The sequence below is a fragment of the Alteromonas sp. KUL106 genome (assembly GCF_009811415.1).
Taxonomy (GTDB): domain Bacteria; phylum Pseudomonadota; class Gammaproteobacteria; order Enterobacterales; family Alteromonadaceae; genus Alteromonas.
On record NZ_BLIG01000025.1, the window covers coordinates 138,361 to 161,688 of the forward strand.

Annotated in this window: 14 protein-coding genes; 8 read left to right on the plus strand and 6 right to left on the minus strand. The window is 40.7% G+C overall.

The genetic code is table 11. From position 1 onward, the window contains the following. Nucleotides 1-1,066 precede the first annotated feature (1,066 nt). The 3 genes from GVO63_RS09605 (at nt 1,067) to GVO63_RS09615 (ending at nt 6,008) form a co-directional block, all read left to right on the plus strand. Entirely contained in the window at nt 1,067-2,536 is a 1,470-nt protein-coding gene (locus tag GVO63_RS09605) for a hypothetical protein (protein ID WP_159579427.1), read from the plus strand. Between the two features lie 335 nt (nt 2,537-2,871). Continuing rightward, nucleotides 2,872-3,786 carry a hypothetical protein gene (locus GVO63_RS09610; RefSeq protein WP_159579429.1) on the plus strand — a complete coding sequence of 305 codons (915 nt, stop codon included), beginning with the start codon at nt 2,872-2,874 and terminating at the stop codon, nt 3,784-3,786. A gap of 521 nt (nt 3,787-4,307) precedes the next feature. Further along, nucleotides 4,308-6,008 carry a right-handed parallel beta-helix repeat-containing protein gene (locus tag GVO63_RS09615; RefSeq protein WP_159579431.1) on the plus strand — a complete coding sequence of 567 codons (1,701 nt, stop codon included), beginning with the start codon at nt 4,308-4,310 and terminating at the stop codon, nt 6,006-6,008. A 42-nt stretch (nt 6,009-6,050) separates the two neighbouring features. Here the strand turns inward: GVO63_RS09615 and GVO63_RS09620 are convergent, their stop codons facing one another. Both GVO63_RS09620 and GVO63_RS09625 read right to left on the minus strand, forming a co-directional pair. Beyond that, complete coding sequence (locus GVO63_RS09620; RefSeq protein WP_159579433.1) at nt 6,051-6,566, minus strand: hypothetical protein; 516 nt, start codon at nt 6,564-6,566, stop codon at nt 6,051-6,053. A gap of 9 nt (nt 6,567-6,575) precedes the next feature. After that, complete coding sequence (locus tag GVO63_RS09625) at nt 6,576-9,578, minus strand: BNR-4 repeat-containing protein (RefSeq protein ID WP_159579435.1); 3,003 nt, start codon at nt 9,576-9,578, stop codon at nt 6,576-6,578. A 168-nt stretch (nt 9,579-9,746) separates the two neighbouring features. Here GVO63_RS09625 and GVO63_RS09630 point away from each other — a divergent pair, with 168 nt between their 5' ends. From GVO63_RS09630 to GVO63_RS09640, 3 genes are read left to right on the plus strand one after another with little or no spacing between them, the layout of a single operon-like run. Continuing rightward, entirely contained in the window at nt 9,747-11,510 is a 1,764-nt protein-coding gene (locus tag GVO63_RS09630; protein WP_236552110.1) for a glycoside hydrolase family 88 protein, read from the plus strand. 12 nt (nt 11,511-11,522) lie between these two features. Continuing rightward, nucleotides 11,523-12,983 carry a sulfatase gene (locus GVO63_RS09635; protein WP_236552111.1) on the plus strand — a complete coding sequence of 487 codons (1,461 nt, stop codon included), beginning with the start codon at nt 11,523-11,525 and terminating at the stop codon, nt 12,981-12,983. Continuing rightward, complete coding sequence (locus GVO63_RS09640) at nt 12,973-13,116, plus strand: hypothetical protein (protein WP_159579437.1); 144 nt, start codon at nt 12,973-12,975, stop codon at nt 13,114-13,116. The genes GVO63_RS09635 and GVO63_RS09640 overlap by 11 nt, the downstream gene beginning before the upstream one ends. A 134-nt stretch (nt 13,117-13,250) precedes the next feature. On the opposite strand, the gene GVO63_RS09645 is transcribed toward GVO63_RS09640, so the two are convergent. Next, nucleotides 13,251-17,219: a S8 family serine peptidase gene (locus GVO63_RS09645; RefSeq protein ID WP_159579439.1), complete on the minus strand. Its 3,969-nt coding sequence runs from the start codon at nt 17,217-17,219 to the stop codon at nt 13,251-13,253. Between the two features lie 717 nt (nt 17,220-17,936). Between GVO63_RS09645 and GVO63_RS09650 the strand changes: the two genes are divergently transcribed. Continuing rightward, nucleotides 17,937-18,746, plus strand: coding sequence for a response regulator (locus tag GVO63_RS09650; protein WP_159579441.1), 810 nt, complete (start codon nt 17,937-17,939; stop codon nt 18,744-18,746). Between the two features lie 320 nt (nt 18,747-19,066). Here the strand turns inward: GVO63_RS09650 and GVO63_RS09655 are convergent, their stop codons facing one another. Then, nucleotides 19,067-20,815, minus strand: coding sequence for an EAL domain-containing protein (locus GVO63_RS09655; protein ID WP_159579443.1), 1,749 nt, complete (start codon nt 20,813-20,815; stop codon nt 19,067-19,069). Between the two features lie 245 nt (nt 20,816-21,060). On the opposite strand from GVO63_RS09655, the gene GVO63_RS09660 reads away from it, so the two are divergent. Further along, complete coding sequence (locus GVO63_RS09660; RefSeq protein WP_159579445.1) at nt 21,061-21,537, plus strand: Lrp/AsnC family transcriptional regulator; 477 nt, start codon at nt 21,061-21,063, stop codon at nt 21,535-21,537. 24 nt (nt 21,538-21,561) lie between these two features. On the opposite strand, the gene GVO63_RS09665 is transcribed toward GVO63_RS09660, so the two are convergent. Beyond that, on the minus strand, nt 21,562-22,221 hold the full coding sequence (locus tag GVO63_RS09665) for a hypothetical protein (protein ID WP_159579447.1): 660 nt from the start codon (nt 22,219-22,221) through the stop codon (nt 21,562-21,564). A 213-nt stretch (nt 22,222-22,434) separates the two neighbouring features. Continuing rightward, nucleotides 22,435-23,313, minus strand: coding sequence for a hypothetical protein (locus GVO63_RS09670; protein ID WP_159579449.1), 879 nt, complete (start codon nt 23,311-23,313; stop codon nt 22,435-22,437). Nucleotides 23,314-23,328: the final 15 nt, after the last annotated feature.

Genomic DNA, 23,328 nt, shown 5'->3' on the forward strand with positions numbered 1-23,328 from the left:
TTATCGACCCCTTTGCAAAAAACTTCCATTGGAAACGCTCGTACAATCTCTCCGTAAAAAAACAAACACCAACATCTGCCTCAAACCTATTTTTATTCTATATCTGTATTACTTCGAACCCTCGTTTTTCCTGCTTTCTGGCAAGTTTTTCGGTAGGAGTTTCCGCGGAAACAAAAATCTATAAAATAGCTAAGGAACAGAGTTACGTCGATTTGTTTTAGCCGTCGGGTTTTAATTAATACTTTAGAAAACACTCTTGTCTCTAACTCTACAGCGAACTTAAGATTCTCAGAGTTGTTTCTTCGATGCTAAGTTTCTTTGTATCGTTATGCATAGTTTTTTATTCTGATGTATCTAGACGCATTAATATTTAAAATCAAATGCACGCAAAAGCCTTTGTCTACAGGGCTGAAATGAAAACGATGAAAATTGTTTCCGCGGAAACAACATTAAATCACATGTATTAGTGAAGATTGGTTCTTACCACTTTTAGGAACGCTTATAGTTAAATCATTCATTGTCGAGGGCTCGAATATTCGTATGCCATGAGCCAAGAAATAGCAGTTCACGCCCTCATGACCTTTTAACGCAACTTACTAAGAAGTGGATTTTGTATAACACTTTTCTGTCTATTAGTAGACAATTAAAAATGTGCTCAACAGCTTGTTTTTATTGGCCCGAAGCATAATTTTTATCAATTGTTTCCGCGGAAACAATAAAAGTGTTTAAAACGACTATTATTAGCAAGAAACTAATTTTTGAGTAAATAGCCGCGATGTATTCGCGCTACCCAAGAATGTAAAGCTTATTGTAACGCCACAAACAGTTGCTCTCGTTTTATATTTCGTAGGTAAACTTAAAACTATCTTGTCGACTTTTAGCAGAATTGCAGTACTAGAAATAAATTTTACTATCGCTATCAACCTTGATTGCAAATAGCTACACGGTCATTATTTACCATCAACATATAGTTTGATAATTGGGGGAAACTAGACATGACAATACTTCTCAGATAATCTTTGGATCGAATCTGCAAAAAGAATAAAATCTATAGGAAGAGTTTAGAGTGCGTGAGCTATTCGGTTTAGCTGAAAAATATGGATTTAAAGCGCCACTGGTGTCAGTACCAGATGACTTTGACTTCAAGGTATTTATGAGACTTTGCAGTTCCTTGAACGTATCACCTACCACAAGCACAGTGGCCTCAGACATATTTATATCCCTTCAAGAAATTGAAGAATTAACGGCTAGTCTAGAATTCATAGCTAAGAAAATAAACCGCAAACTTTCAAATGTACGTCATCATCTAGTGCAATTAGAAAAAGAAGGGCTTATATCTAGTGAGTTTATAACAACTGATCCCATAAAAAAGCGCAGAGGAAAGCTTTATAAGTTAGCAACTCCAAAGGGACACCTCATAGCAGCGGCTGAGTCTCAAAAAAAGAATACTGTTTCTGATAATTTTCAGTCAGTATCTTCAAGTACCGTTGAAACTATAAATATCGAACGCTATGACGATAAAACCAGATTTATCGAACTACAGATTGTTCGCTATCTAGTTAAGGCAATGCGGACCAATCGCAAAGACAAATCAAGCACTATAAGTATTAAGCTACGAGAAGAGGGGAGAGTTAAACCAGTTCATATTACCGCTAGGGCAGAAGAAGGTAGACTTATATACCTTCCCGATATGAGTTACTACGCAAGTGCGATTACTTGGCTAATAAATCATATATCCGAACGAATAGATGAGTCAGAAACAATTGGAGAGACTTTCACTCTACCGTTAGAGCCTTTGGTTACAATGGCGAAAGATATTCCGGTATCTGAGGCCTCAGCTGGTGGCTATATAAATAACGCTATTCAGTCATTGCAAAGGGTCTCTGCAACGACATTCGATATGAGAGATTTTTACGACACTAAAAAAGACTTTATTGTTGACATCGAACTGTATTACAAGTTGTTTCGCTTGGAGGCTATTGTAACCTATGAAGATTCGAAAAAAGTGGAAAAAAAAGCTGCTGTAATTCAGTTTCCACGGTCTACGGTGAAGAGCATTATCGCTGCGGTTAAGGAAAAACGAACACTAAACGATATGTTGCTTATTGATAGTGACGTATTTGCGACTAAAAATGAAATAGAAATTCTTTTTGGGCTCTGGGCAAGAGAACACTTAATAAGTGGTCGCCAAGCACAGCAACTATATGCTTGGAATGAATTAAGAGAATCAGTAGCTCCTTCGTCGAGTTTAAATGAATTTAAACGAAAATTCTCGAATATGGTTATGGCTAATTCAGATCCATCTTACAAAGCTAAAATACATGAAGCCGTAGAGAATAAAATTGTAAAGCAGGTAGGAACTTGTCACCTTTCAGAGCAACGTAAAGGAGAACTCGTCGTTGAATATGGGAGAGCAACTGTACAGGGTTATTTGATTAATATCGGCTACTCTCCAGAGCAGGGCATACCAGTGATAGCCTTTAGACGCGACATGTCTGCGCTCCATATTTTGGGAAAACTAGAAGATCGAAGATAAGATTTAATGAAAGTATTTTTTCTGGATCGAATCTTTATATCAACAAAATCAACAAATAACACTCGGATCGAATGTTTAGAAAGATCACAATTAGATCGTGATCCACCTTGATCTCTCATACCTTTCATATAAAGATTACACCTATCAAGAAAATGAGAAAAAAATGATGTTATCTTTAAAAGCTCAATGAAGAGCACTTTGAAATATGGATAGATAAGAAGCGCTAAAAATAAAACCCGTGAAGTGTTGGCGCACTGCACGGGTCTTTAGATGTAACTTTGTCGAAGCAGTTACACATCTAATTCTAGCGGTTTACCAGATCAGGTCAACCACTAATGCGTTTTTTATCAGCAAATCTGCGTATATTGTTGGTAAAAAAGATGAATTCTAATAACAATTATGACGACGTTGTTTTTATGTCGCCAGGTCAATTCGAGTATTTGTCAGACACAGAGTCATTTGTGTTTGCACATATTACTTTTTTTGCATCTCAAATGCGTCCCTACAAACGTCAGTTCAAGCAAACAACGCAAGCGATCTGTAACAAGATAGGCTATTCACCAAATGCTGTCCGTGAAGCTATCTCTTCTCTCATCGAGAAAGGCTTCCTTAAGAAATGCCAAGCTCTAGAGGAAGAGGAGGGGTCCTTTCACCCATATTACGATAAAATATCTCATCGCCTGCACGTGGGCGAACATGACTACGCGCGATTGTTTGCACGAGAGTTAGAGAAGACTCTAATCACTTCAAAGAACAAAAGTAAAAATAGTGATGGCCGCGCTATGACCTTCTTTAAAGTACATGTCGGACAATTAAAACGAAATCTATCACTCTTATCAGGAAACAGCTCTAAACATGTTCACAAGGCTCTGATTTTACACGGATACTTACATAATCAACACAAATGGAACGTTGAAAAAAACAGAAATAGTTTACAACGAACTGTTCCTTCACTAGCTAAATTTCTACAGTGGTCGCAAAACACCACTAGACGAGTAATCAATACGTTAAAGCTTTGGGGCATTGTAGACTATAAGTATACTAACGGTTCTGTGAGGTTTCTCACCGTAAGACAATTTAACACTGCAGCAAAAACTGTAACTTCGCTTATAACGAAGTTATGTAACGTTGTTCAGACAAAAGACCACACAGAGATTGTATCCTCTCCTGAACAGTACGACCGTTCACCAAAATCTCCTCAAGAAGCCACCAAATATCTTCAAAAATTGAAGAGTCTAGGGAAAATTTAATAAGCTTCCTGCTCAAATAAGATTAACTCGAGCTTTCGAGGGCTTTCCCGTGCCTGAAACCTAACAATTTCATATCTTTCGCAACGATATGTTAAATAATTTCCTGTGTTTCAGAATTTGTCACTCGTAAATATAATCTATACGCCGTTTTTTGATGACTTCATTAGAGTTTGCCCCAAAACAACGCCATTCATGAGCAGTTGGGCATACATTCGTGCGTAGAATGTTTCATTGAAGGGCAAGAATGTACATACAAAACTCTATATGCACATTGGTGCACACATTAGAAGTAATATAGATGTTAATTAGAAAGTTAATATATGGCTTTCGCCAACAATCTCTATTAATTAATAATAAGTAGAGAACAGTGGTTGCTAGCTTCGAAGATATAAAGTTGGCATATTCGGATAATTATTCAAGTTTAGACATTAACACTATTATTGATTTATAATGCTTGTTATTGATTGAATGTGAATATATTGTTAAGGCGCAACTTTTTAAGAAAAAGGAATCCTTCAACAATGAGAATTACCCAAAAGTTAGCTAGAGAATCTCTGCTGCCTATCTCCTTAAGGTACGTTTGCCTATTATCAATTGCTTCAATAGTTCATCAACCTACTAATGCAGCATCAATGCTCTCTATTGAAAACAAACTTTTGCCGACTTCAGTATACCTTCCAGATTACTCTTATGCTGGATACCACTTTGGTGAGAAGCAAATTACCGCCTGGGAAACAACTACGCACATTGACGTGCAAGATTTTGGTGCCGTTCCAAATGATAACAAAGACGACACTAAAGCTATTCTAGATGCATTAGATCACGCACATACTATTGATGGGCATGTAACAGTAACACTACCCAAAGGCCGATTAATCGTAAAAGACATCCTCAAAATTAGCCGGGGAAATATTACGGTTAGCGGAGAGGGAATGGGTAAACAGGGTACTCAACTCTACTTTCCAATGCCTCTTTCGATTATTGACAAGACTCCTAAGTTAGATGAATTGAGAAAATATCTAAGGCTGCACGATAAAAAACAACGAAATGCAGAAATTTATATAGATGACTATTTCTCTGAATATTCTTGGTCTGGCGGAGTGATATGGGTTCAAAAAGAAGGTACTCGACCGGTACCTTATTTAGAGGAATTAGATGAACAACTTCCAAAGTTAGCGAGAGTTAAAAAAGGTAAAAAAGGCACTAAAATTTTAGAAGTCAGTGACGTCTCAGAAGTTTCAGTTGGCGACGTAATTAGAATAGACTGGCACAACCAAAATGGTAACCAAGCAGGCATTATAAAGTCAATTTATGGAGATACTGACCTAAAGATCGGTTCGCACCATTTTGATTTCCCAAATCGTCCATTAGTAATGCAACCCACTCAAGTTAGATCAGTTAACGGGAATACCATCGAAATACGTGATCCACTTCTACACGACGTCAATAAAGATACACCTGCACACATATCATCATGGGAGCACTTAGAAGAAGTTGGTATTGAGGGACTCTCAATCCAGTTTCCAATGGGCGATTCCTATGGGCATCACGTTGAACAAGGGTTCAACGGAATATATTTTACAAGCGTATTTAACAGTTGGATTAGAGATGTAAGTTTTAATAATGCAGATAGCGCCATACTGACCGAAAACAGCGGAAACGTGACTATCTCCAATATACACAGCTATGGAACACGTTTTGGCCACTATGGTGTACACCTTGGCAGTGTGCATAATTTTTTAGTCGAGGATGCTAAAATCTCAAACCCTACTGTGCATACTTTTAGCATGAATACCAAATCAACCAAAAGTGTATTCTTACGAGGTGTAGGGTTTGCTCAGCCTACACTTGATCAACATGCAGGGGCTAACCACCAAAATCTTTACGACAACATGACTTTTCATATAGAAGCAGAACGTGATGAAAAAGGCCCATACTATGATTTATGGTTTGGCGGTGGAGCAGGGTACTGGCAGCCGGGTCATGGGCGTTATAACACCACGTGGAACGCAAAAATATTTGTCGAGAGTGGCGCTGATAGTAATGAAACCGTAAGGATTTTAGGGCAAACAGAGGGACCTGATGCAAGAGTCATTGGAGTGCATGGAAACAGAGAGTTTACTGTGGAACATTATCCCTCTCCCCATATTTCAGACATTAATTCAAAAGTAGCCATACCGTCTCTTTACGAATATCAGAAACAAAAAAGATTAGAAAAATAAAAGTAATATGGCCCAAGGCTTCGGTCCTTGGGCCGGTTAAGTTTAACTCATTCGTTTTCTGAGTAGTACAATCCCAGCAAAACAAAGTATTGCCAAGGTTGGTGGCGCAGGGACCGAAGTCACGCTTATGTCATCTCCATCAGAGTCTTGCGCAAACATGTCAATTAACATGAATTCCGGCGACGATACATCTTCTTCTAACGCAATAAATCTAAACGTACCTAGTTTAAAAGACGTCCCGAGAACACTTTCCCAGTTAGCTAACAAACCTAGCTGGAATATCAATTCATCGCCAAAGGTAAAAGCATCGTCAAAATAAGAGTTGTCAAACACGCTATTTGTGACGGTAAGTAAATCAAACTCGAATAAGCTAGAATCGAAATTCCATACGACCTCAAGGAAGTCTATTGAAGGATTGGCTTCGTTTATGAATACTTCTATTTCAATGATGTCTCCATTTAGGTAGGACGAGGAATCATTCGAAAAAGTAATAAGCGATGCTTTTGAAGAAAAAGACATCACTAAACCAAGGATAAGAATTAAATTAGCTATCTTCATTTTTATTTCCTACTGGTTTGAACCGCAACGTGAATAAGTACAACGATGAACAAGACCACGGGTATCTCTGTTATTTACAACGCCATCTTCGTTAAAGTCATAACGGATATTCATCTCCTCTCCATTGCGTAACGCAGCAGTAAAGAGTCGAATATCTCTATTATCCACGACGGAGTCTTTATTAAGGTCACCAAGTAATTCAATCGTTACAAAAATGCTTGCTTCAGACTGCTTATTTTTCGAATCGGTGGCTACGACTTTTACTAAATGCGTACCTTCTGGCAAATCTAGTAATTCATCTGAATAGCTTTCAACTCCCCATTCAAATGGAGGCTCATATATTTCTCTTATTAATTGTTCATTAATGTAAAGCGCTAAACTTACGATCGTAATGTCGTCACTTGCTGCTGAGGCGTCTGCCGTGAGAGCGAGGTGTTGATATTCAGTAAGCAGTGATATATCGCTTTCGTTTATCGTAACGGAAGGCCCCGGTAAACTTAGAACAATTAGTGTCATATTGCTTTCGCCCTCTAGTCCCGCGCTATCCTTCGCGACAGCAGTAAACGTATGAGTGCCTACACCTAGAGGCGAGGGGTTTGGTTCATGACTGTCTAACCACCCCATGGCACCAAACTCATAAGGAGCGAAAGAATGCCCAAAGTTCCAAACTGGGCGAGTATCTACCCTTACCAACTCCCCATTTCTATAGAGAGTCACTGACTGAATATCACGACCTTCGACAGGTGATACAGCATCAATAGTAATTGCTAACTTTTCGTACCCTTCATAGACAGTCACGGTTGAATCAGGCCATGTAACGACTGGCGGTTGCGGCTCACCTTTCACTACTAGTTGCATCGACGCTGTAGACTCCTCGCCCTCGCTATCGACAGCAACAGCGGTAAATTCATAAGTACCTGCGGTCAGCGGCGAGGGGTTCGGTGAATGAGTGTCAAGCCATCCCATAGCGCCCGTTTCATGGGGTTTAGACGCATGACCAAATAGATAGGGAAGAGATGTATCTGTTCTTACCAGCTCGCCATTTATATAAAGAGAAACTGATTCGATCGAACGTCCTTCAACCGCACTTTCTGCACTAATGTTTAGGCTGAGCTTTTCAAATCCTTCATCTACTTCCAAGCTCTGTTGCGGGAATGAAACGATGGGAGCGTTTGAGTTAACGTTAAGTACCATTGTCGTAATAGCGCTATCGCCTTCATTATCTAATGCAACCGCTTTAAAAATATGTCGTCCTGCTGGAAGAGGGGAGGGGTTTGGTTCGTGTGTATCTAGCCACCCCATCGCACCAGTTTCATGCGGTTTAGAGCCATGACCAAATAAGAATGGCATTGAGTCATCTGTTCGCACTAATTCATCGTTGATGTAAAGGGTGACAGATTGAATGTATCTTCCTTCCACTGGACTTTCAGCAGAAATGTTTAAGCTTAATTTTTCAAAACCTTGTTCTACAGTCAAAGAAGGAGAGGGGAACGATACTGCCGGGGCATTTGCGTCGGCTTCTATATCTAGATCAATAATTTGAAGATAAAGAGGCATTGCATTACCGGATGTACGCTCCATCAAGTAGTAGTAGACTTTACCGTCTTTTATATAAAGTGTACCGTGGTCGAAGATTGGACCGTCGTCAGCTTCATATACTCTAACAAAGTTGTCGGTGCCGCCTCGAGCCTTCTCAACATAGGGACGTCCACCCTCTAAACCTACAATATAAACATTGTCACCTGCAGTGTAAATTTCATCTGCACCAGAGAAATCCGTACTGACTATGAAGTCTTCACTTCCGGCAGGTTTATAAGAATGAAGCGAAACCTCTTGGTAGTCAGGTCGGTTTCGATCAGTTGAGCGCACTTTACTGATAATGTGAATATCGTCTTTCGCAGTTACCGTCCAATCAAAACCCCCAACGATGTATACGGAGTTGGCTTCTGTATGACTTATATAATCGCCAGGCTCAAATACTTTTATTTCATCTGAATCTATGAGCGGCCATGTCATTGGTTCGCCTTTGTGATTCTTCCAGTCTCCAGCGCCATTTGGGTGATCTGAATAAGCGTAATATACGCCATTTTGGTATAGATATTTGTCTGTATTATCACTACTACGCTGTTGGAAACCTACGCGAAGTTTTCCATTTATGTACTTCATATTACCGTAAAGTCCCCAGTTGTATGGGTTACCCTTGGATTTCTGGTTGTTTTCATTGAACGGAGTGAATGTAGACCATTTTACAGCTTCAGCATCGTAGCGGTTGAATACATAGGCACCGTTATTATTGCCGCCCAAGCGCATGTAAAGAAGCAATGTACCGTCTACTGTGGTAAAGAATTTAGGATAGGTAAGTCGAGCAAAGTTCCCTTTATCTCCAAGGTCTCCGGTCATGGTCAGATGTTTGTAATCATCGTCTCCTTGGCTGACTTCGCTAGTATCTTTAACAAACTTATCCAGTGTGAATTCGGAATGAGGAACCTCTGCAGCTCCTGGTACACTGTAAGAATAGCGAAAGAAATCGTCTTTAAATTTGCCACCGTGATTATTGTCATCGTAAGCATGCATATCGAACACCATATGAATGGTGCCGTTGATCGGGCTTACGGCTAACCCGATAGTGTTGTGCGATTCACCGACTAAGGGGTCACCTCTGAACCCGGTGTGCCTGTGTGGAAACTCAATCGTTGATAATTCGCCGCTTAGCGTATTATAGCGAGAGAGCATTACGTTTCTCTCATTTTTTCCGCCCTTGTACCAAGTCATAAACACATAGTGTTTGTAGGTTTTTACCGCATCACCATGTGCTGAGATATTTGGGCCGAAAAAATAGTCGTATTTCTCCCCTGTATCCGGGGTACCTACGTTAGAAAAGTCGAGGTTTCTGCCGTCAAAGTGCAGTCCTTCATCGGTAATTTTGATTTGTTGTTCAAGTGTCACTTCCGCATTTAACGAAAACGCACCCAATAATGTGGTTGAAACTAACAATGTTTTTAGGCATTTCATAATTTTATTAGCTCAAGTTTGTTATTAAAAGAAGTTCGTTTAAACCAAATGTTAATACTGCAACATTTCAATAACATTCAGCTTCGCGCACACCATATTACATTGCGTTTACAAAAGCATTACTTTATGATCATCATTAGTCAAAAGTAGTCATAAGGGCGGAAGATCGTGGGTCATAAAAAAGATAAGAAAAAAGATTTCTTAGTACGAAAACATATTACTCGAGACAGTGCGCGAAAGAATATGAATTGGGTAGGAGCAACACTTTTCACCATAATGTCCATTAGTGCATGTAGTGAACAACATGTTTCAAAACCTGCAGCTGAGGAAGCTAAGACAACCCAAGAAGATAAGCAATTATTTACTGTGCAAGATGCTCTGGGAAATCTTACTTTTGCTAAGAATCAATATTTAAAGATGGCGAGCCATATTGAAGCTGAACGTCATTTATATTATCGACCGGCCTGCGTTGAAGATACTTCAATGATTTGTGTTCCTCGCTCATATGAGCACGGGGGCATTTTTATGGATAAATATGAAAAGTGGACTAACGGCTTTTTCCCCGGCGTAATGTGGAAACTACTGTCTAACAAAGACTATGTGGAATGGGCCGAAAGTGAGGAAAAGCAACTTCTAAACTTTGCCACGCACTATCAGAAGGCGTTAGACGGAGATGCTACGCTTGATTCAACGCATGATTTAGGTTTTATGCTTTATGATTCATATGGCGAAGCCCTAAATTACGAAGGCTTGAGTGATGAGCTTAGATCTAAGTATGTTTCAATTTTGGCCAAAGGTAGAGAAACACTTTCCAGCCGGTTTAATGCAGAAAAAGGTGTTATAAAATCTTGGGATTTCGTCCCTCATATGAAGGTATCTGTATCAAGAAACGGTAAAGACGTCGTAGAGTTACACCAAATTGCAGATCCATGGACATTCCCAGTCATAATCGACAACATGATGAACCTAGAATACCTGCTAGATAGCGATTCATCGCATTACAAAGACATTGCAATAACGCATGCTAAAACAACGCTCAAGAATCATTATTTTTATGAAGAAAATGATCCTGAACAGCGGTATCCCATTGCATACCATGTTTTTGATTATGGCAAACGTAAACCAGGAAATTGGCAGGGGTTAGGTAACATTTCAGCTTGGGCTAGAGGACAGGGATGGTCGTTGTATGGTTATGTAACGATTGTCGACTATATGTCTAATTTAAAGCTGAGTGACGCGGAACGCGGGGCTTTCGAAAAGCATTTAAGTAACGTGCTAAATAGCATTGAGCATTTGCTAGAAGAAGACCTCGTTCCTTTTTGGGACTTTTGGGCTAGCAGAGACAACGCTTATGAGTATGCCGAAAACACGTCTTTAGAAACGTCTGTGTACTCGGGAATTTTAGAGCTTTGTGCGAACAGAATAGAGCCCCATATTCTGCCGTATAAAGGTTATCGCCCTCAATTATTAAATGCTTCAATGCTAACCGATGAATCGCTAAATGAGCTCAAAAGCCAGAAAAACTGGTATGGTTCTGACATTTTGCAGGGAGATAAGCTTGTTCCTTGCGGACGGGAACCTTACCCAGCAACGCATACTAAAATTCCTAAAGACACCTCAGCCGCCGCTATTTACGCATCTGCACTTTATCGTTACGCAACTATTACGAAAGACGCCAACCAGAAACAAAAATATGGAGCCCTCGCTGACAAAATCATGGCAGAACTGACTTCTAACTATAGAACTGATAGAAACAACAATGGGCGAGATATGAGCTTCGAACTTGGTTTTGTGCTTGATGAAGCAACGGGGGACATGGGGAACGCTGGTGAAATTGATACGCCTATAATCTATGGCGACTTTTACTTTGTCGAGGCCAACATTAGAAAGGTCGACTTTGAGCGTTCTCGCGGCGTAAAACTGCATAATTAAGGAATTAGGGAAATGTTACGAAGAAAAGCTCTTTTACTAGGAAGTATATTTGTTTTTGCTGCAGCTAATGCCTTTGGTGGAAACACGTCAAAAGATTTGAATAATCGTCCGAACATTCTTATGTTAGCTGTCGATGATTTAAACAGCTGGGTAGGAGCGATGAATGGCCATCCTAGCACCAAAACGCCCAACATTGACAGATTGGCTTCAGAGGCCATCACGTTCACTAATGCCCATGCTCCAGCACCACTTTGTGGCCCATCAAGAGCAAGCATTATGACCGGACTTCTTCCTTCAACAACGGGAATATATGGGCATGTGCAGGACAACGACATTCGTTCTGCAAACAGAAAAGCTGCGCAGTCAACGTTTCTCAGTGAGTACTTTAAACAACACGGATATTATACTGCAGCTGTAGGCAAAATATTCCATCAAAGTGTTGCTGACGGAAGTTTCGATGTGTTTGGTGGAAGAGAGCCTTTGTTTGGACCATATTCTCCCGAGCCAATAAAGTGGGATAGGAAAGGAACCAGCACTGACTGGGGAGCCTACCCTGAAAAAGATGAAATGATGCCAGACTATGATTCGGCTCAGTGGTTAGTCGAGCAGTTACAACGTAAACATGACAAACCTTTTTTTATCGCTGGTGGATTCCTTCGTCCACACGTGCCTTGGACCGTGCCTCAAAAGTGGTTTGATATGCATCCGCTCGAAGGTATCGAACTCCCTCCCTATTTACCCAGCGATTTAGACGATGTGCCTGACATTGCAAAACGCATTTCTACCTATGAAATGATGCCAACGACCGATTGGGCAATAGAATCTGGAGAATGGAAGAATATTGTACAGGCATATTTGGCTAGTATTTCGTTTGTAGACCATTACATTGGGCAGGTGCTTGACGCGCTGGAGTCTAGCGAATATGCAGACAATACGATTGTCGTACTATGGGGGGACCATGGTTATGATGTTGGAGAGAAGAACCGTTTCGCTAAGATGGCGTTGTGGGAAACGTCTACTAAAACTACGCTTATTATTAAGTCTCCGAGCTCTTCTTTAGGGCTAAAAAGTGATCGCCCAGTGAGTCTAGTCGATCTGTATCCTACATTGGTAAAAATGGCTGGCTTACCAGCAAATCTGCTCAATGAGGGGAACGATATCACCCCCTTGATCTCCAACCCGAATGCCGAATGGGAGCATGTTGCTTTAACCACGTTTGGTCCTAACAACCACGCGGTAAAGAGTGAGCGTTTTCGATACATTCGTTACGAAGACGGTAGTGAAGAGTTATACGATCACTCAACAGATCCTAACGAATGGAATAACTTAGCTAGTAATCCCTTCTATTCTAATGTAATAAATGAGCTTAAAGCTAAGCTACCAAAAGAAAATGCGAAGTGGTCGCCTGTGTCTCAGTTTAAAAGTAATGAATACTTTAAGGGACTGACGGAATCTAGCCAGAATGAAAAGTAAAAGAGCTAACCTAGAGGCTAATGTTTGTGCTGTCCGCGGGAATGAAGAGGATATCGCGAGTCGAATTTACACCATCCATGATGATGCTAATGATTTGTCTAGAAAATCGCCAGTGCTCTTGAAGCTTTGGTGAAAATATAAACATTAACTCGGAATAAGTAGGTAGCGGCAGTTAGTCAGCTTTCTTTGTCTCGTCACATATTTAAAAACGCCCTGGTAATCTAACGATTACAAGGCGGCTCTGTATATTCGCTGGGGGTAAAGCCTTTAGCGTTTAAAGCGTCTGCGTAGATAAACCGCAGGCGCTAACAACAACGCAATCCAGCCAAATGAACCACCGCTCTTGTCATTGACAGGTATTGTTACGGTTTCCGTTGCGGTATCCATACCATCCGTTGCTGCAACAGTAACTGCAATACTGCTTGATTGCTCGTGGCTTGGCGCTGTACCATTGAACGTAGTTGTCTGAACGCCGTTGATGGTAATGGTCACATCGTCACCGTCAGCGTCAGTCGCTGAGGCAGAAACGGTATAGGTTTCACCCTCATCAACACTTGTCGGTGCAGTTATAGAAATAACTGGCGCATCCTGCACGCCAGCCACACTCACTGACACTGTACCTTCACCAATCACATCGCCAAGTACTTCCTCTTCTTCATTGACAGTGCTTTCTTCACGTACTGTGTAGGTAAATGTATCTTCACCGAAGAAGTCTGCGTTTGGCACATAGGTTACAGTGCCATCTTCATGCACCGTGACCGTACCATTAGCAGGTTCAGTAGTAATGGCGACGGTAGAAGGGTCGAGTGGTGCTTTATCTATGACGATTGGTCTGTGCGTGCGAAAGTCACCTGAAAGAGAAGACATTGTGAAATCGTTGATAATTGTGCTATCCATTTCGTTAGCAAGGATATTAGCTGTGATCGATGCGTCTTCGTTCACCTGAAGACTGTCGTCCATCAATTCACCTGCAGCGACAATTTCTCCAGCATAACTAATCGAAATGTCATCGCCAGTGCTAATGTTGAGTACAAACTCATCACCCTGAACAGGCAGAATGCCTTGAACCTCACCATTGCTGTAGGCGCCAAAGGTTGTGCCAATTGTACCAACTATATTTTCTGCTCCTACCACAGTATCGTATGCAGGTGCGTTCATCGTACCGTATACAAAGTTTATGGTGCCTGTCTCGTAGTTAAACCACAATTGGAAACTAAAACTTGTGCCTTCTTGGCCAGCCAGCTGCACATTTTCCCACGCTACAACAAAGTGTCCAGTGACTACACTAAGCGCGTATATTTCACCTGTGCCAACGCCATCGCTTCCAGCCAAGTCAAAGTCAGTCCAAAAGGGCGCGACAATGTTATTTGGCTCTAAAAGACTAGGTAAAGCTTGGGGCGTTGGTGTAGTCGTGTTGCCAGAACTGGTTCCTAAAGAAACAAAACCATTAGATGAAACTTGCATTGTAGTATACTGTTGACCTAAATAAGTAATAGCACGTGGCAAGTTCACCTCAATACTTGCATCATCACATTGTTCAGAACACACCAGCGGCGAAGTTACCAGTGACATTGGAAGATAACGAGGGAGTCCTCGTCTTTGCAGTTCGTCACCAATACTAGTATCAGGAGTCATTGTGAAAGGCGCTGTATCTAATGAACCCTGCCAATTGATTGTTCGGGTTGCTGGATTATATGAAATTGGCTCTTGCTTTCCATTTTTGGTAGCAGAAAGCGTTGCCAAGTCAATAGCGAACTTGTGATCTATGACGCCTGAAATATCAATTAATCCGGTTTTTTCTAAGTTGACCGCACTAACTTCATTGGCAACTCTCTCTCCTTCAGGAGCAATACTAGCGCTAACACTGCTGTCAAATACGGCGGGTTCGTCGCTACTCACTGGATATAATGCTATAGGAATAAAATAGTCGGTAGTTGTGTTGTCCCCGTCTGTCCAATTTATACCGCCAAATGACCACTTATTACTCTCTGCCCTTGTAACGTCTACTGATATCATAATTTCAGCCGACGATCCTGCTGACAGCGTTACCGCTTTAGGGATGATCTCTACCGCGATGTCCGAGTCATCGAACATAGTAGTTGCATCTACGGTTACATCAGCGTTGCTCGTGTTAGTAACCGTAATGGACATATCACAAGTTAAATAACAGCTTGCATCTACTAAACTTAAATCACTGTAAGTAAGTTCAACGCTGGTTGCCCGCGGAAGATCTAGTCGACCGGCACCCACATCAAAATTATCAGCAGGCGTAAATGCGTCTTCTTTTAATACATCGCGAATTGATGAGGTAACAAGCGCGCTCTTAATTTGCTGTGCAGACCAGTCAGGGTGCATTTGCCGAAGCAATGCCGCAGCCCCGGCAACGTGTGGCGCAGCCATAGAAGTCCCGTCTTTAAACGAGAAGTTTTCGCCGAGATGGTCAGGTGCATCGGGCGACTCACCTGAGAAGATGCGTGTACCAGGCGCAGCAATATTAGGTTTGAGGAACGACGGGTCACCACCAGGACCACGAGAACTATCCTCATTCATTATGTCGGCCAGACTGTCGGATACCGCGCGAACAATTTCATTGCCAATGGTAACGTTAACTGGCTCTTCTGAAGCTAAGACAAGGTCAGCTAACGCGGCGCCCGGTGTGGCAGGTAACATAAGCGACGGTACCATTTGGGTAGGAGTTAAGCCACCCATTGGTATAGGTGCTTCACCACGACCTTCTTGATTGTAAATAAGGACCGCTGTCGCCCCAGCCGCCTCAGCATTAGCGATTTTACTCGCAAAACTACACGTACCACGGCTTATAAGCGCAATAGCGTCATCGAATACGGTTGTATCTACATAGGGTGAACAGCCTTCAACATTCTCTGCATCTATTTCGCCGGAAAAAATGACGGGTGCCGTAATTGGGTTGTCTAATACAACGCCAGGGTTACCCACAGAATAAATAGCGGGAATAGCACCGATTGTAGTATCACCTTCAATGGTAACTTCATTGGCAAAAAGACGATTGGTTGTGGTGTTGGCAACCGTCAGTACGTTTTCGTCGCAGCCCGGACAACCTATGGTTGTATCACCTGGGCCATCGTTGCCTGCTGCAAAGACAGTGACGACACCAGCATCGTTCATGGCCTCAAACACGCTGGCATAGAAATTACTGGGCATTCCGCCAGCACCACCACCCCACGAGTTGTTGACAATATCTGCACCATCTTCCAGTGAAGCTTCTAGCATAGAAAGCAGCATGGAAGATGCGCCACTAGAACTGCTTGGATCTGCAGGTGTGGCGTACAATCCCTTGTACACCATCAGGTAAGCCGCTGGTGCAACACCTGAAATTTCAGCTTCGGCACCATCGCGTTCTGCCATTACTCCGTAATTACCCACTGCAGTACCTGCTACGTGTGTACCGTGGCCGTTAAAACCAAGAGGGTTCTCGTATTCACCTTCGACAATGCTAAAGCCCTCAACAATCGGGGCCGCACGTGCGACAATAAGTTTGTTATTACAGAAATCTGGTACTTCAGAGCAATAGTCGTCTGTGGGCAGTGTAGCAGGGTCCGGGGCCGTAAAGTTAGCACCGCTAAATAATGGGTTTTCGGGGCGAATACCACTGTCAATAACGGCCACTTTTACCCCTGACCCTGCGTTTTCTTTGCCACCAAACTGTTCCCACGTTTCGATAGCGCCTATCAAATCTAAACTCGCGTCCATCTGTGCATGGTGAATAACATCAGGATATACCGCTTTAACACTAGGAAGGCTTGCGAGTTTATCCAACGCACTTTTAGACACCATGCCTGCAAAGCCATTAAACGCAGTGGTATAAGAGAGGTCTGACTCAAACGCGGAATCGAACGATTTAATACTTTGAATAACCGATTGCTGCTGGGTTTTAAGGAACGACTTGTATTCTTTCGCTGCATTCGACTTAAAGTTAACCTTTTGCTCCTTATGTGCAGATACTGCACTAACATTGGGGTTAACACCGCTAAATTGCGCCATGGGAGAGTCGTTCAACTGCACGATAATGCGCACTCTGCTATCACTTGTCTGAATTGCATTGGCCAAAATATTCTTTTTGTCGAAAGAGGCTTCAATAGCATTTTTTTGCTCTACGCTAATTCCTGAAATTGGAAGAACGTGAGATGAAGTCTCCGCATCAACGGTTGAGCCCGCTATGACCGCTGTTATAACGGTACTTAATATTGTTTTTTTCATAATCATTCTCATGTTGGTAGTTTCCCTGAAGTCTGGTGATAGACGACTTTTTAACTGTGCCAGTTAAAAAAGGTTTCTCTGAATATTCACCAAGACTAAACATCTCTAGCACATAAGTTTTGTGAGTGTAATTGGTTGGAAAAAAACGAAAGAATCTAAGGTTTTTGCTCGAATTAACTTTCTATATGAAGAAATTGAGGGCTTAAAACGAACAATTAAAAAGCATCAAAAAGCCGCTTGGAGGAATGTATTTTTGCAGAGGTTCCTAAAAGTTGTTCTGTCTAGTGTTATCTGTGTCATTTGGAAACTGGTAAATATCGGAAAAAACTTCTACCTAATATAGTGAGATTACATTTACGGTGCTACTAAATCGCTTATTGCATCTTTATTCGATTGAATAGCAAGTGAGTAATTGACACATTTACGTTAAAAATATAGCTCACACCTGCAGTAATATATTATGAAGCAGATATCGGAAACGGGGGAATACCTTTATAGCCTGTTACCGCAACACGGGGTTGCCTGTCAATGTAAGAAGTTTGATTAACAACCAACTATTCCTTTTTATTAAATGATATTAGAGGCCAGAACGTTCGATTTTTTATTTTCATTACATCGTTGTGCCTTAGAATATATTAGATGGAGTTGTAATGGCAAAAATGGACTTATCGCAAGCTTAAGTTATTAGCTTTTCATTTTGTCTACTAGAGATTAACCATGCTTGATTCTTCTAATACCGTCACTGAGGACACCCTATCTATAGCGATAAGTCGTTTTCAAAGCTATTTTGGAGCTGATACTATAATTCTATATTCTCTGCATGAAATATTGTTTCTCGGTGAATCCTATTTACGTGAAGAAATAGAGCAAGTATCGCTTGAAAAACTTGCTTTACAAATTACATCGAAGATCAACGACAAAGTTTTCGTGCACCGAGGTGTAGTTTCAAATTCTGAAGTCTGCTGTTACTTTTTATCTTTTAATGTGTCTTTCAACGAAGGCAATAGAGGCCAGCTTGTTCTTTTAAGGGAGAACAAGCCACTAGACAATACTCACAACCTCAATTTTATATCCGATTCCGGTCTTTGGGCTCAGTACATAACCAGTGCAGCTTTAATTGTTAAAAAAGAGGCAGAAAAAACTGAAGCACATAAATCTGCTGTTGCTGAGCCAAGAATTATGTTGGTTGACGATATTGAAATAAACAGAATCGTTGGCGAAATGTTGCTGTGTGAATTAGGTTTTACTGCTGATCATGCAAAGAATGGTGAGGAAGCTGTGGAACTTTGTAAACGCTTTAAGTACGACTTGATTTTAATGGATTATAATATGCCGATTATGAACGGCCCTGAAGCAGTGAAGAGAATAAAAGAGGTTGTAACCTATCCTGTCAAAGTTATTGCTTGTACATCAGACGAGAGCGAGGAAGTAAGACAGTCTTGTTTCGACGCAGGAATGAGTGGGATAGTGATTAAACCTCTCACACAGGAAAAATTACGGAAAATAGTTTTCTCTACTGTCAGTTAAGGTAACAACTTCTTGCCATCAGATGGCCAGTTTTACTGATTTTTTTCATTTTGGTATTTTGTGAGAGCAGCTGTTCAGACCTCCTAGTTTTCCGTCTATAGCATAGCTGCCGCTATTGCCGAGCCTATTGCTGCAAGGGCTTTGGGTACTAATTGGGTGTTTCTAAGTGCGGTTGTTAGTACGTTTATATCAAGCCAACATCTGTGTCCGTCAATAAGATAGGGGCTGTTGAGAATTGGTCAATCATGTATAATCGAATTTACGCATTCGATTTTGAAAGTCTCAGGCTCAAATATGACTTTCTTCTAAACAAACATGGCTTAGCGTTTTAACGAATTTGATAGCTTCATTTCAGTCAAAGGTTTTGAAAGTAAAAAACCTTGGAATGAATCGATATTAATATTTTTTAAATATGTGAAGTCTGATTCGCTTTCAATACCCTCAGCGACGCAGTTTAAATTAAAGCTCTGTGCCAGCTTTTTTATTGACCCAACTATAGCTTGTTTCTTCTCACACAAGCTGACTCGGTCTACAAAGCAACGATCTATTTTGATTGTACTCAGAGGGAGCTCGTTCAAATAGGCTAATGAAGAATGACCTGTACCGAAATCGTCTAACATAAACTGAATTCCTTTCTCCTTTAATTCGCTCATCAGCAAACGGGTTCGTTTTAAATGGGTCATTGCGACACTTTCCGTTATCTCTATCCTTAAGCGCCCCCGTGATTTTGGGTATTTTGACATTAAGTACTCAATTTTATCACTGTACATGGAGTCTTTAAGCTGGATACAGCTCACATTCATACTCACGTAATCAATGTACTCAAGCGTACTGTTTAGTGCTTTGCACACTTGTTCAGCAACAAGGTTACCAATGTCAATAACTAAACCTGATTGCTCAGCTACCGGAATAAACTCACCGGGGGAGACATTACCTAAAAGTTTGCTTTCCCATCTTAATAAAGCTTCTGCGCCAATAATGATTTTTTTGTCGTCATATATTGGTTGATAGGCTAGATAAAACTCATCATTTTGGAGAGCAAATTTTAGTGCTTGTTTTATCGCTATTCTCCTTTTATACCTGATGAGCAGTTCGTCTGTAAAAAACAAATACGGTACCTCCGCATCCTTGGTTACTAGATCCATCGCAAACTCAGTTTGCTGTATTAATGTCTTTGCGTTTTCTGCATTACTTGTGTTTGTAAACTCTGATGGTTTAAACAATCTAATGCCCGCTTTGAATGTGAGGAAGAACTTCTGGGAGTCTATTGTGATATGGTCTTTTAACTTTCGCCGAAAATGCTGGATTTTTTTTGTGACATGCTCGAAAGCCAAAGATTCTGTATGAGCAATGTCTTTCATAAGAACAGCCAGAAGGTCATGCTCTACTCTGGCAATTTTTACATTTTCACCTTTGCCAAAATTGACATGCTGCTGAATTAAGAGAAGCATGTCATCGTTGAAAGAAAATCTAACGAACTCCTTTGCAGAACTAAAGCGTTCAAAATCAATGAATATCATCGCCGAATATCGAGAAGGAGTCTTGTCTGAGAAAAGTGCTTTCAATTCTTCATAAAAATTACCAAATTCATTGATTTTAAGCACTTGTGATTTTTCAAATTGTTGCTCTTTAATTGCGTTCTGCCGCACAGAACGTGCAAGTAAAATGGATAATTCTGTGGAAATTGAGGCGATCCTTTCTGCAAGTGTTTTACTGTAATAATACGCATCAGTAGTAACACATAAGTAAATGTTACTATCGAGTTCATCAAAATGAAGTTTTTGACCGCCAATTTTCAATGTAAATGTGGCTTCCCTTGACTGCTTTAAGAATTCTGCCGCACTCATCATTTTTTCAATCGACATAGGTAAACTATCGTGTGAGCTACACATTAAAACAGGCTTCCCTGTTTTAGATGTTTTTACTACAGCCAAGCTGCTATTAGGTAGCAGTAGCGCTGATTCATTAATGCATTTCTGCATTAGAGAAGAGATATTGTCGTTATGGCTTAACGTTTCAAATAACTTAAATTTTCTGATTAGTGAATAGAGTTGCGTGTCAAGATACATATGCTTACTTCATTACAGCGCTTTCATCTTAGATTACCACCAACGGGCGCGTTACTTGCCTTTTAAAAGAATGTTTTTGAGCGCTAATGACGGTTTAAATAAAGGTTTTCAAAGTATTTTCTTTATTATTGATGGCACTGGAAAATTTTAACCTTGAAATGATTATTTTTGATTAATTATGAAATAAGATTAGGTTAACTCATGTCTTATTCTTCGCAAGAAATCTATAATCAAGAGAGCATGTCATGGATAAATTAAACTTAAGAATCATTAGAGCTTTGTCCGAGGACGCAAGAATTTCTTTCTCACAGTTAGCAAAAAAAGTCCATCTCTCTGCGCCAGCGGTCGCCGAGCGAGTGAGAAAGCTTGAGGAACTAGGGGTTATCACCGCTTATAGACCAATAATCAACTTAGAGAAGCTAGGGCTGCCAATAAGAGCATTAGTAGAGTGCGAAGTGCACAAGGCTCAAGAGAGAAAGTTAAAATCGATGCTACTTGATATGGATGAGGTGATAAAAATATATAACGTGACTGGTGTCACGACTTTTATCGTTGAAGTTGGTGTAACGGCATTGTCTGAACTGGATTTATTTCTTGAGGGAATTATTGACTACTGCGATACGAATACAAAGTTGATTATGCAAATACCAATAGAAGAGGCCCTACCAAAAGGGCTTGAGAAGATGATAGAAAAAAATATCGAGCGATGCGAAGGCCAATAACAGCCTTCGCACTCATATTAACCTTTACTGCCAATTACTACGCATATTGTTCTTATGGAAAACTGAGATAAGCAAGAGTGTGGCTAAAGATAACAGAATCGCTAGTGACGAAGGTGAATCCACTTCTGTGACTGTAAGGGTGTTGACCGAGGAAGCTAAGGTTTCTGTGGTCTCACTGAGTATTTCTTCAAAGGTTTCTATTGAAAATGTAACGGATATCAGCAATTCTGACAGAGAATTCAGGTTAAACGGACTGAAATCAAATAGTAGTGCGTTCTCTCTCACCTCAATATTATCTATCGAGAATCCGTCTACTCCAACAACGTCAATGATTTCAGCGCTAAGTAAGTTTCTCGAAATTGTTGTTTTTATACTTTGGCTTGTTAAGACTCGAGTTCCATCAGAGCTTGCGCTCTCACTCGAAAAAACGCTATTTCTTACACTTGTAGTTGCAAAACCTAGTACAGTTTCATTACCAGGAAATACAAAATTTGGTAAAAGGCTAGGTCCAGTTAAGGGAGCGGTTAGAACACCTAAATCTAGGATAGTAAATAGGGGAGCCAATTCTCCCCCAAGCAGAGTTTCTTGTGTTGGCCTTACTTGTAGACTTTGCATCGAGATTATTGAAGCAAAGCAGAAGGGCACTTGACATATTAAAGCGATACCTACTAATAAACGTTTCATAAAAGCCTCGTTCTCATATTAATAAACTTTATTTTTTCACGTTTATTTTATCGGTTTTGATGTTTACGTGAGCTATGTAAAACATGTTAATGAGGGCAAATTTAAATGGTATTAAAGGATATACTAAACACAAACTTTTTATTTTAAGGCAACCTTGCTTTCAAGTATTTGAAATACATTTAGCCAAAGATAGCCACACTTATCTTAATCGATTCATTCTAAGATGGCTTGAATGTCCCTAGGTGTAGAGTTCTTATTTCCACCATTATCAGCACCAGTAATCCACCAATAAATCATGCCGGCATCTGAACTATCAAATTTGCCCGCTTGAAAGGGAACAATACCATCCCGTTCAGCATATTCGAGCATTTCGTAAATAAGCGAGATACCATCGTCTTTGCTATCTTTAGCCCAATCCCAAGCACTAATTGGCGTTTGCAAGCCTACGTTCTGGTCACCTATTTGATGTTCTTCAACACCGAAATCTAGAATTTGTTGCCATGTAAAATAGTCACCGCTGTTGTCATTTGCGGGGTGATGAGAAACCACTTTCACGTATTGTCGTTTGCTTACTTCTGATTCTTGTAACGCATAGCCGATAACATCAGGTTCACCGGCTTCAATGATCCACAAAGGTCTATCAGCGGTGGCATTGTTAATTGCTATTGTTAAATCTTCAATTGCTGCTTGTTGTTCTTCTCTACAATTAAACAGTTTTTCAACGCTTTCAAAAGGGCCAAATACATTGAGCGCGCGGTTTATAGAGCTGTCGAGTACCTGCTGACGTCTGCTCTCATTCTCTGGATCTATTTGATACCGCGCCTTGTTTTTAAAGGGGTCTAAATCGCAAGAGTGAGAAATATGAACAAGCCTGTCGGCAGCGTTAGCTTTCTCGAGTAACGCTAATAAAACGGGAGTTGCACCAATGTCATCGGGGTCAGGTGAGTTACCATCTATTACCACTGCAAGTGTACCGCTAGGTAAATTGATGTACTTAGGAGTCGAAGACTTGAATTGCTCACTGGTAATAGATATCGGAGTACAAGCAGTGAGTGCAAAACTGGCCACTACAACGTTTGATAAAATTTTCATGGGGACCCTTAGAAT

Coding starts and splice junctions, on each gene's coding strand:
- GVO63_RS09660 (WP_159579445.1), top strand. CDS start 21,061: ATGGATAAATTAAACTTAAGAATCATTAGAGCTTTGTCCGAGGACGCA.
- GVO63_RS09655 (WP_159579443.1), bottom strand. CDS start 20,815: ATGTATCTTGACACGCAACTCTATTCACTAATCAGAAAATTTAAGTTA.
- GVO63_RS09620 (WP_159579433.1), bottom strand. CDS start 6,566: ATGAAGATAGCTAATTTAATTCTTATCCTTGGTTTAGTGATGTCTTTT.
- GVO63_RS09645 (WP_159579439.1), bottom strand. CDS start 17,219: ATGAAAAAAACAATATTAAGTACCGTTATAACAGCGGTCATAGCGGGC.
- GVO63_RS09635 (WP_236552111.1), top strand. CDS start 11,523: ATGTTACGAAGAAAAGCTCTTTTACTAGGAAGTATATTTGTTTTTGCT.
- GVO63_RS09625 (WP_159579435.1), bottom strand. CDS start 9,578: ATGAAATGCCTAAAAACATTGTTAGTTTCAACCACATTATTGGGTGCG.
- GVO63_RS09650 (WP_159579441.1), top strand. CDS start 17,937: ATGCTTGATTCTTCTAATACCGTCACTGAGGACACCCTATCTATAGCG.
- GVO63_RS09670 (WP_159579449.1), bottom strand. CDS start 23,313: ATGAAAATTTTATCAAACGTTGTAGTGGCCAGTTTTGCACTCACTGCT.
- GVO63_RS09640 (WP_159579437.1), top strand. CDS start 12,973: ATGAAAAGTAAAAGAGCTAACCTAGAGGCTAATGTTTGTGCTGTCCGC.
- GVO63_RS09610 (WP_159579429.1), top strand. CDS start 2,872: ATGCGTTTTTTATCAGCAAATCTGCGTATATTGTTGGTAAAAAAGATG.
- GVO63_RS09665 (WP_159579447.1), bottom strand. CDS start 22,221: ATGAAACGTTTATTAGTAGGTATCGCTTTAATATGTCAAGTGCCCTTC.
- GVO63_RS09615 (WP_159579431.1), top strand. CDS start 4,308: ATGAGAATTACCCAAAAGTTAGCTAGAGAATCTCTGCTGCCTATCTCC.